The organism is Streptomyces durbertensis (assembly GCF_014156695.1).
GTDB classification, from domain to species: Bacteria; Actinomycetota; Actinomycetes; order Streptomycetales; family Streptomycetaceae; genus Streptomyces; species Streptomyces durbertensis.
The window spans coordinates 1-10,145 of the sequence record NZ_WMLF01000186.1; the positions used below are offsets into that span (position 1 = coordinate 1).

Below are 10,145 nucleotides of genomic sequence, written 5' to 3' on the forward strand. Positions count from 1 at the left end.
GTGCGGGCGTGCGCCACGCCCGCACGCGGGATCACGTTCAAAGCGACGGATGAACCGTACGATCGGGATCTAATCGGATATCTCATCGCCTTTCTGGGAAGGTGTAGCCGCCAGGCGTCCTTGCCCTCGCGTATCCCGCGCATCAGCAGGCTGCGCGCACCAGCAGAGAGGAGTTCCCGGCCCGTGACCGCTCCCCCTCGGCAGCCCGGCCGTACAGCACCGCGACCTGGCGCACCCGGACTTCCCGCCCACCGGAACCCGGAAGCCGCACCCCTGCTGCGGCTCTACCGGCGCGTCGTGCCGCTCAAGGCCAGGCGGGCCGTGGCGGGGAAGCTCTCGCTGGGGGCCCGGTCCACGCTCAAGCGGTCCCTGGCCACCTCCCAGCTCTTCGTCGAACGCGCCGCCGTCCTCCGCGCCGAACGGGCCCGGCGCCGCGCACCCGATCTGTTCTCCGGCGACGAGCGGCGGCTGGTGCTGGTCCGGCAGCAGCCGAGGGCGGCCAGGGTCCGCGAGTACCCCCGCCCCCTCCAGGCGCACACCGAAGCGCTGCGGCTCGTGTGCGACACCCTCGTCGAGGCCGGCGTGGACTACTTCTGCGTCCGGACCATCGAGGGCGCCAGCACGGCCGTGGGCGTGCCGGAGTCGGAACGCGGCCGCGCGCTGCGGGCACTCACCCGAATGTGTGAGGCCACCGCCGGCTACGTGGTGCTGCCCCGTCGGCGACGCGGTGGACGCCGGCGCCGACGCATCGTGCCCTACGACTCGCCGGCCGCACGGCGCTGGTTCGACCGGGCCCAGGAGATCCGGTTCGGCTGGTACTACACCGACCGGTTCGGGGCGGCCGCCGCCGGCGAACGGTACGGCTGCACCGTGGAGTTCTGGACGAAGGACGAGGAGACCGGCGAACTCGTCGCGCCGCGCCGCAACCGCTGCACCGAGACACTGCCCGCCGACGCTCCGCGCGTCGAGGTGCCGCAGAACCGCTTCAGCCGGCTGCTGCCCGCCGACGCGCCGCCCCTCGCCCCGGTCCGCACCGTCGAGCCGTTCGCCCACCCGCTGCCGGACGACATCACCTTTCCCGTCGACGCCGTCTACACGTGGGTCAACGGCGCCGACCCCGGCTGGCTGCGCAAGCGCGCCGAGTACGCCGGCGAGGCCTACCACGAGGAGGCCGCCAACGCCGCCCGCTACCTCAGCCGCGACGAACTCCGCTACTCCCTGCGCTCCCTGCACCAGTACGCGCCCTGGATCCGCCACGTCTACCTGGTGACCGACGACCAGACGCCCGACTGGCTGGACGACTCCCACCCCGGTATCACCGTCGTCAGCCACCGTGACATCTTCACCGACCGCTCGCTGCTGCCGACGTTCAACTCGCACGCCATCGAAAGCCAGTTGCACCACATCGACGGCCTCGCCGAGCACTTCCTCTACCTCAACGACGACGTCTTCTTCGGCCGCCTCACCACCCCCCACGACTTCTTCCTGCCCAACGGGCTCACCCGCTTCTTCCTCTCCCGGGCCCAGATCCCCTTCGACGCGCCCTCCCCCGAGGACGTGCCGATCGCGGCGGCCGGCAAGAACAACAGGGCCGTGCTGGAAGAGCGCTTCGGCGTGGTCATCACCCAGAAGATGAAGCACGTGCCGCACGCGCTGCGGCGCAGCGTGCTGGACGAGATCGAGAAGGAGTTCGCCGACCGGCACCGGACGACGGCGGGCAACCGCTTCCGCGCCCTGAACGACCTCTCGGTCACGTCCTCACTGCACCACTACTACGCGTTCCTCACCGGACGGGCCGTCCCCGGCAGCCTGCACTACGACTACTTCGACATGGCGCACCCCTACACGCCCGCCCGCCTAGGGCGGCTGCTGGCGGCGCAGAGCCGGACGGTCTTCTGCCTCAACGACACCGTCTCCGACGAGACGGACCTCGCCTCCCAGCTCGCCGTCATGCGCCCCTTCCTCCAGTCCTACTTCCCCTTCCCCAGCCCCTACGAGCGGCAGGACGACACCGCCGAAGCCCCGCGCCCGCCGCTCCCAGGCGGCGCGGACGCCGAGGCCCTGGACGGCCCCACTCGCGGCACCGCGACACCCCACCGGACCAACCACGCCGGAGGCTGACGCCCGCGACGCACGGCTCGGACGAACGGCCGGTGACAGGTGGTGGTCAGGCGGGGCTCAGGTCCTGGCCACTCGGTGGTCAGACGGTGGTCAGGCGGAGTCGCGCAGGCGGATGACCGCCTTGCCCTGTCCCAGGTCGACCGTGGAGTGCGGAGGCGCCCCGTCGCCCTCCTCCTCCCGGAGCAGCGTCATCGTCTCGCGCTGCCGCAACTCGTGCTCCTTGCCGGGGAGAAGACTCGCGTGCAGCGTCTCGAAGCCGGTCGCCGAGACACCACCGCCGCGGTCACCGCCCCACAAGGGCAGTAGCACCCGTTCGACAAAGGCCACCCCGATCAGCAGGATGACCAGCCCCGGCAGTGTCATGAACACCGCGATCTCCACAGCGCATCCCCTCCTCATCGGCCAGTCTCTCCCAGCGGCGCGGCCGCAGGAACCGCTCTGCCGCACGGAAGTGCCGGTCGGTGGCGTCGGCTGTGGCGGCGGTGGCAACCGCGGGTGCCGTGCTCAGGCGTCGACGGAGACTCAGCGTCGGGCGTGGCGGATCTTCAGGCGGCCGAACCCGAGCCCCCCGGAGATGCGGATCCTCGGCCCGCCGGAAGCGGAAGGCGGCCGTGGCTTGTAGCGCAGGTCCTTCCACCCGGTGTGCAGACCCTCGACGTCGACGACCGCGTCCCGAGGGACCGTGATCCTGGCCCCACCGGTGCCGAGCTGCAACTCGATGTCGACGTCCCGGTGTTCGAAGACCGCCCGGGACAGGTCCAGGCGCACCCTTCCGAACGCGGACTCGACCTTGAGAGTCCGAGGCACCCGCCATACGCCACGTCGCTGGATCCGCCCGCCGGCTGCCGTGATCGTCGACATGGTGCCCGGCCGTTCCTTCGGCAGCGCGGCCGTCGCCGACGCGAGTTCGCCGAGTGTCCTGGCGGCGAGCACCTGGTCGAGGCGCTGATCCAACTCCTCGTGGGGGAGGAGCCCTTCGGCGTAGGACTCCCGCAGGCGCTGTACGACGGCGTCGCGATCGTCCTCGCCGATCCGGGCTGACGGGTCTTCCGGTAAGGAGGCCATCGTCTCACCCTACTGGCGCGTCCCGGCGACGCGGACGCGTCGCGCTGGGTGCACGAGTGGTCAAGAGGGTGTGCGTCGGTGATCAAGTTGTGGCCGGCGGAGCCGTGACATCTTCGAGTGCGGGGGACGAGACGGGCTCCGAAGTCCCCCTCGGGGCCCGTCTCGCCACAAGCCGAGAGTCGGCCGCGCGGTGACCACGGGAGGTCTCGCCGCATCCGGCGCTCCAGGACGGGGAGAACACGAATGAAGTCGAACAGGAAGACCGCGGCTGTGCTCGGCACTGCGATCGCTCTCGCCACCGCGTTCACGGGCGGGCTCGCGTACGCGGCACCGGCCGCCGAGACGGCCGAGAAGGCGCCGAGCGCGGTGCAGTCCGTGATGAGCGAGCAGGAGTTCGTGGCGGCGGCCATGGATGTCGGTGGACTCACCGAGGCGGCGGCCCGGCACGCCTACCGGGACCCGAAGCTGGCGCTGACCGTACCGGTCGAGGTCGTCGCCGAGGACACGGCAGTGCGGGCGACGGGCACGGGAACGCCGAGCGCGCAAGCGAGGGCGGGCTCGTGCAGGTTGACGGCCAAGCGGGACTACCGCAACGGGCTCGGCAACCGCCTCTTCCGCTACACCGTGCACAAGTCCTGGGAGGGCACCGGGACAAAGGTGCGGAACGTGAAGCACGAGGTCGGCCACAGCACGACGGCGCTGGGCCGCGCCGGCGGCTGGAGGTTCAACAGGACCGTCGAATCGGTCAACGAGTACCGCAAGTGGAACGGCATCACCAACGGCCGCCACTACAGCTCCCGCACCGGCCAGTGGAAGGCCTCTCCCATCGAGAAGAAGAACCTTCAGGTGCGGATCATGTCCAGGGCGGACGGCAGCTGGACCACGCACGAGAAGTCCGGCAAGTGCTGGTAGGCACCGCCCGGGCTCTCTGACGCTTCGCCGCCGGCCTCAGCCCCTGGCCGCTGCCAGGGCTGGGGCCGCGCGGCGGTGTTCGGAGGGCGAGGCCCCGAACGCGTTGCGGAACGCTCTCGTGAACGCCGCGTGGTGCCGGAAACCCCACCGCGCGGCGATGTCCTGGACCGAGACGGCGACCAGCGCCGGATCGGACAGATCCCGACGGGCCCCCGCCAGACGCTGACGGCGGATGCTGTCCGCGACCGTCTCCGGCTCCTCCTCGAACAGCCGGTGCAGATAGCGGACCGATATGTGGTGTGCGCTCGCGACCAGCGCGGGACACAACTCGGGATCGGCCAGGTTCTGCTGGATGAAGGCGCGGATCCGCAGCCGCAGCACGCGTTGGCGGTTGTCCACCGGCTGCGCGCTCTCCGCGTCACACGCGTGGGCGAAGAGCGCGGTCAGCAGGTCGACGAGCACCAGCTCAAGGCGCGGCACGTCGGCGGCCCGATAGCCGGAGTTCCGCCGGGCCAGCTGGGTCAGCGTGAGCGCGAGCAGCGCGCCCGGCCCGTCGCGTCCGGAGAGGCACCGACCCACCACCCGGTCCACCTGCCCGGCAGGCAGCGGAATGGCGGCCCTGGGCACCTCAACCCCCACCGACCGCACCAACCCACCCACGTCGGCGGGCTCCGCCCGCACCCGCGCGGGCGCGGACGACACCGTGGTGAGCAGATCGTAACGGCCGTACTCAACGCGGGACTTACCCCAGCTCGCCTCCGCCTCGCCGCTGAGGACCAGCAGGACGTGACAGGTCTCCGGGTCCGACTCCCTTACCAGCCGCGAGGACCGGTCGAAGGTCAGCGCCTGGTAGCTCGCCGGCCACACCGACAGCGCCCCCATCTCCAACACTCGCAACTCAGCCCGGAAGTCCTCCCGATGAGGGCTCTGCACGTCCATGGGCGAGAGGGAGTCCATCATGTGCTCCCGCCACCGCTCGAACCGCTCCTCAGCCGGCACCGCGTCACTGTCGAAGTACAACGCCTCACTCAGCACGACTCCCCCTCCCGACTCCGTCGGTTCCGCCTGGACCGAGCGACGGGCCGTGGTCTGCGGCGGCGACCGTTCGGAGCAACCACCGTAACCGGCCAAGAGCGCCCGACAAGCCTATGCGGCGGGCACCGGTCACTCTCCGCTCCCGCCTTCCTAGAAGGCCGGTGTCAGCTCGGAAAGCCCGGCTTGCGGATTCGAGGTACGTGCCGGACCTCCACCTTCGCTGGAAGCTCATCAATGCCGGACGGCCGCGTGATCCCGAAGAGTGCGATTTTCTCCAACTGTGTCAGTTCGGCGAGCGGAGCGAGATCGATCTCGGTGGCGCTGCGTTGGCCCTTCACCAGTTCAAGGTGGTTGAGCGAGGGGAAGAGTCGTGGCACAAGAGTCAGGTCGGAGTGATCGTCGCAGCGAAGCCCTAGCCTGTGGATGTTGTGCAACGGATCTGTCGCCCCCAGGCCTTCCAAGCTGGAGCAGCTGATGTTCAGGTAGTCGAGGGCGGGCGCCGTTGCGAGGTGGCGGTATTCGCCTGGCTCTAGCGGGGATGTGCGCATGCCGATATGCAGCGATCTGAGCTGAGGCCATCGCGTGAGGCGCGGAACGACGGCCTCCGTCGGCAGCGTCAAGGACGAGAGTGTGGCGGTCGACGGAAGGACGTCGGCATGTTGCCAGGGAAGTCCCTTGCCGAGGTTCAGGGTTCGGAGCTGGCTGAGGCTCCCGGTGCTGTCCAGGCTCGGGAGCTTGGGAAGCTCCCACATGCCGAGGTGGTGCAGTGGCAGACTGCGAATCGCCTCCAGGTCTGCGAGTCGTGTGCAGTTGGTGAGCATGAGCCAGTTAAGTCGGAGGTAGGAAGCGAGAAAGGCGAGGTCTGATATGACGTGGTTGTCAACCAGTTCTAGTGCGACAAGATGCTCGCAGGACAATGCATCCCTGATCTCCTGAGCGTGAAAGTCGCCACGAAGCCTCACGCGTGAAGCGTTGAGCCTCGAGATATGGGCGAGTTCAGCAAATGAGCGGACGACCACGGTCGCTTTGCCGGCCGAAACGATGGGTGCGATGATCTCCTTCGCGTACGTGTCTGTGTCGAAACGGTCCCAATGGCCAGCGAGTTGGTGAGCCACGCCAGGCCATGGGTGGTCGATGTATCGCAGCAGGAGCGGTATCGCGTTGTCTGTACCGATCTGTGCGGCTGTGTGGATGATTGACACGGCGTCGTTGTTGTCCACTATTTCCTCGGGGCCCGGGAGCAGCTCCAGAACGATCGGGCCTGCGGCGGCTAGTCCCTTGGCCTCCTCGAAAGTCATAGGAGGTAGCAGAGCCGCCGCGCTGCGCTCGACCCTGCTGCGGATCGCCGGGTCCAGCTTCGTGGCGTGTTCCAGGCACGCGGTGGCCAGCAGGTGGAGGCGGGTGCGGCACGCGGGGTCGGCGTCGCCACGGGCCAGCAGCTTCTCCAGGAGCTGGGCGCGTTCGTCGGGCCGCGCGTGGGCGACGGCCATGCGGATGACGTCCTCCCACTGGTCGAGGTGTGCGTTCGCCACCAGGAGGTCGAAGTCGCACTCCTCCACGGCCTCGCGTGCGCCGAGATAGTCCTGGAACGTGCGGTGCACGAAGTCGACGGCGCCGGGGGCCGGTTCGCGGAGCAGGCCGGAGCGGACCAGCAGGTGACGGAACACCTGGGCGGCGTCGCCCTGTGCGGCGACGTGCGGCATCGCCGGCAGCACGCGGCCGATGAGCCTGACGGCGTCGGTCTGGTCGAGCTCCGAGCGGCCGTTGCGGATGAGCCAGTAGGCGAGCTTCTGCAACAGCTCGATCTGGGACTCGTCGTCCAGCTCGACGCCGCCCCGTCGCAGGGGCACGTCCCGTTCGAGGTCACGGCGGTAGAGCAGCATGCTGAGGGCGGCGTCGTAGAGGGCTTTACGGCCGCGCGGCAGGTGGCCGCGCCGCTCGCGGTGGAGAGCGCAGATCAGACCGCACATCAGGGGATTCGTGGAGAGCTGGCCCAGGTCGGGCCTGGATCGGATCGCGCCGAGAAGTTTCGTCTCCAGCTCTTTGCCGGCCTGCGCTGCGGTGTGCCAGCGGCGGACGAAGGCCTGGGTGTCGGCGCGACTCATCGGCGAGAGCGTCAGCTCGGTGAACTGCTGGGCGCCCAGCCAGTGCTCGCTGACGGCCGACGGCCGGGAGGTGACGAGGCAGAGGCTGTCCGGGAACGCGGTGAGGAGGTCGGCGAGCCAGCGCCGCGTACCCTCGCGTTCCGCCTCCGGGACCTCGTCGATGCCGTCGACCAGCAGCAGACCGCGTCCGGCGGCCAGCACCCGTTCGACCCAGCCGGTCGGCTGGGCGCCGGCGAGCGGGCAGCCCGTGGCGGCCAGGAAGTCGCGGGGCAGCGGCAGCGTTCCACCGCCCCGGGTGAGGGTACGCAGCGGGAGAACAAAGGGGACGCGTCCGAAGAGCTGCGGGAGTTCGGCGGTGGGCTCCTGCCGTGCGGCGGTCACGGCGAGCCACTGCACGAGGGTCGTCTTGCCGGAGCCGGCGAGGCCGCGCAGCAGTACTCGGTCGTGTCCGGCCAGCGCCCGCTCGGCGGGCTGTCGGCTCTCGTCGTGCGACGCGCCGTGCGGTGCCTCTTCGGACAGCAGCCCGTCCCTTGACACACTGGCCGTTGTCTCCAGGCTCAGATAGGCCGAGTCCAGCGGCCACTCGCGGCCCTGCTGGAGGTCGAGCCCGTAGATCGTCAGCGTGCCGTGTTTCCGGACGACGAAGTCGGCGTAGCGGCGCTCGAAGCGGTGGTCCTCCACGGCCGGGGCCGGGAGGCGTTCGAGCAGCCAGTCGAGACGGTCCACGACCGTGTGGAGGAGGCGGGACTGCTCGACCTGCTGGCGTGCCACGAAGGTGGAGCGCTGGGTGAAGAAGTGCAGGATGTGCAGGCAGGCGACATCCAGCAGTCCCACCCACAACCGCTCCCCGTCGGCGGACAGCTCGCGCGACGCGGCGGGCCCGGCCGCCTCCCGCAGCCGACAGGCGAACTCCTGGTGGCCAAGTCCGACGGCCTGGACGTCGTCCATTTCGATGTCGCCCAGCGCGAGAAGCGTGCGGGTGAGAGCATCCGCAACCGCACTGTCCTCGTCCGCCGGTACCGGCCGCTCTCCGGGGCCGTGCGTGGCGACGGCGCGTTCGACGAGCTTCGCGGCGATCTTCTGGACCTCACGTTCGCCCAGCTCCCGCCTCTCCGCCCCGAACGCGACCAGCCGGCCCACCCGGATCGGCCTGTCGACGAGACCCGCCCCCGCGCTCTCCCGCGCGAACAACTGCTTGACCAGGGGCGCGACGACGCTGGAAGCCAGCCGCACCCCCACCACCCCGGCGTCCATGACAACCCACCGTAGCCGTGGCAGAACGGCCCGGCAGGCGATTCACCGAGCTCCGCCGGGGTGTGGACCTACACCTCGCCGAGGTCGACCTCGATCGGGAACGGCGCCGAGACCTTCACGATTCCTGTGAACATGTCGCCGTCGCGGTAGGCCCTGGTCGCGGGGTCGAGGACGTGCGTGTACACCAGCGGCACGCCGGTCGCGGCCTGCTCGACGCGCCAGTAGAAGGCGATGCCGGCCTTGGCGTACTGGTCGGTCGTCACGATGCGGTCGGTGGTCTCCGAGCCGGGGGAGACCACCTCCACGATCATCAGCACATGCTCGGGACGCGTGGGCGTGACGTCGATCGTGTCCGCGCGGTACACAACGACATCCGGGCGACGGTTGGTGAGCGGGACGTCCTGGAGACGGACGTCGAAGTTGGTGTCGGCGTTCCAACCGGGGCTTGCGGCGGCCTCCAGAGCGTTGGCCAGAATCCGAGCCAGCCGGTTGTGGCGCTTGGACGCCCCGGGGCGCACCACGACCAGGCCGTCCACAATCTCGATCCCCGCGCACCGCGTCTCGGGCCAGGAGTCGTACCGCTCTGTCGTGACGTGCTCGCGCATCCACGTGGGGATTGCCGGACCGGCGGTCATCACGCACCTCTCGTCGCCCACCCCGGCGGGTCCGAGCCCGCCGGACTGAGCGTAGGGGCCCACGCAGCGCGATCCGGCAGGATCGCCCGGTGCTGCCGGGCTCGAGGGAGGGGCCGTATCGTTGAGGGGCGCGGCGGGTGTGGCCCGGCGCCGGGAAACATACAGGTGTCGGAGCTGGAGGCGTCAGCCGTCATGGTGGAGATCAAGACCCCGGAGCAGATCGCGAAGATGCGCGCGGCGGGGCTGGTGGTCGCGGCCATGCACCGGGAGTGCGCCGCCGCCGCCGTGCCGGGCGCGACGACGAAGGATCTGGACGAGGTCGCCGCGAAGGTGCTGTCCGACCACGGCGCCAAGCCGAACTTCCTCGGCTACGGCGGCTTCCCCGGCAACATCTGCACCTCGGTGAACGACGTCGTCGTGCACGGCATCCCGGACCGGGAGACCGTGCTCAAGGACGGCGACATCATCTCCATCGACGCCGGCGCGATCATCGACGGCTGGCACGGCGACGCGGCGCTGACGGTGTTCGTCGGTGGCGGGCACTCGCCGGAGCTGGTCGAGCTGAGCCGGGTCACCGAGGAGTCCATGTGGGCCGGCATCGCCGCGATGCGCAAGGGCAACCGGCTGGTCGACATCTCCAAGGCGATCGAGGGCTACATCCGGCGGCAGCCGCGCCCGTCCTCCGGTCGCTACGGGATCATCGAGGACTACGGCGGCCACGGAATCGGCAGCCAGATGCACATGGACCCGCACCTGCTGAACTACGTGGACCGGCGGCGCGGCAAGGGCCCGAAGCTGGTGCCCGGCATCTGCCTGGCGATCGAGCCGATGGTGAGCCTCGGCACGGCGAAGACGCACGTGCTGGAGGACGACTGGACGGTGAAGACGGACGACTACTCGTGGTCCAGCCACTGGGAGCACTCCGTCGCCCTCACCGAGCAGGGCCCGCTTGTCCTCACCGCCCCGGACGGCGGCAAGGCCAAGCTCGCCGAGTACGGCGTCGAAGCCGCCCCCGACC

8 protein-coding genes are annotated in these 10,145 nt (G+C 70.0%); 3 read left to right on the plus strand and 5 right to left on the minus strand.

Annotated features, from left to right (window positions below; all coding sequences use genetic code 11):
- Positions 1-183 precede the first annotated feature (183 nt).
- On the plus strand, positions 184-2,121 hold the full coding sequence (locus tag GL263_RS14195) for a stealth family protein (protein WP_323379390.1): 1,938 nt from the start codon (positions 184-186) through the stop codon (positions 2,119-2,121).
- A gap of 90 nt (positions 2,122-2,211) precedes the next feature.
- Here GL263_RS14195 and GL263_RS14200 read toward each other — a convergent pair whose 3' ends face one another.
- Together GL263_RS14200 and GL263_RS14205 are read right to left on the minus strand one after the other, a co-directional pair.
- Positions 2,212-2,502: a DUF6191 domain-containing protein gene (locus tag GL263_RS14200; protein WP_182856059.1), complete on the minus strand. Its 291-nt coding sequence runs from the start codon at positions 2,500-2,502 to the stop codon at positions 2,212-2,214.
- Positions 2,503-2,643: 141 nt separating this feature from the next.
- Positions 2,644-3,186 carry a DUF1707 SHOCT-like domain-containing protein gene (locus GL263_RS14205; protein WP_182856060.1) on the minus strand — a complete coding sequence of 181 codons (543 nt, stop codon included), beginning with the start codon at positions 3,184-3,186 and terminating at the stop codon, positions 2,644-2,646.
- Positions 3,187-3,429: 243 nt separating this feature from the next.
- On the opposite strand from GL263_RS14205, the gene GL263_RS14210 reads away from it, so the two are divergent.
- Complete coding sequence (locus GL263_RS14210) at positions 3,430-4,098, plus strand: hypothetical protein (protein WP_182856061.1); 669 nt, start codon at positions 3,430-3,432, stop codon at positions 4,096-4,098.
- 36 nt (positions 4,099-4,134) lie between these two features.
- Here the strand turns inward: GL263_RS14210 and GL263_RS14215 are convergent, their stop codons facing one another.
- From GL263_RS14215 to GL263_RS14225, 3 genes are all read right to left on the minus strand, one after another.
- Positions 4,135-5,133 (minus strand): helix-turn-helix domain-containing protein, encoded by a 999-nt coding sequence (locus tag GL263_RS14215; protein WP_182856062.1) that lies wholly within the window; start codon positions 5,131-5,133, stop codon positions 4,135-4,137.
- Positions 5,134-5,297: 164 nt separating this feature from the next.
- Complete coding sequence (locus GL263_RS14220) at positions 5,298-8,492, minus strand: NACHT domain-containing protein (protein WP_182856063.1); 3,195 nt, start codon at positions 8,490-8,492, stop codon at positions 5,298-5,300.
- Between the two features lie 68 nt (positions 8,493-8,560).
- A complete protein-coding gene (locus tag GL263_RS14225) occupies positions 8,561-9,097 on the minus strand; it encodes a Uma2 family endonuclease (protein WP_438947956.1) in 537 nt (178 codons plus the stop codon).
- Positions 9,098-9,319: 222 nt separating this feature from the next.
- Here GL263_RS14225 and map point away from each other — a divergent pair.
- Positions 9,320-10,145 (plus strand): type I methionyl aminopeptidase (gene map / locus GL263_RS14230; protein ID WP_182856066.1); only part of this gene is annotated, 826 nt, incomplete at its 3' end.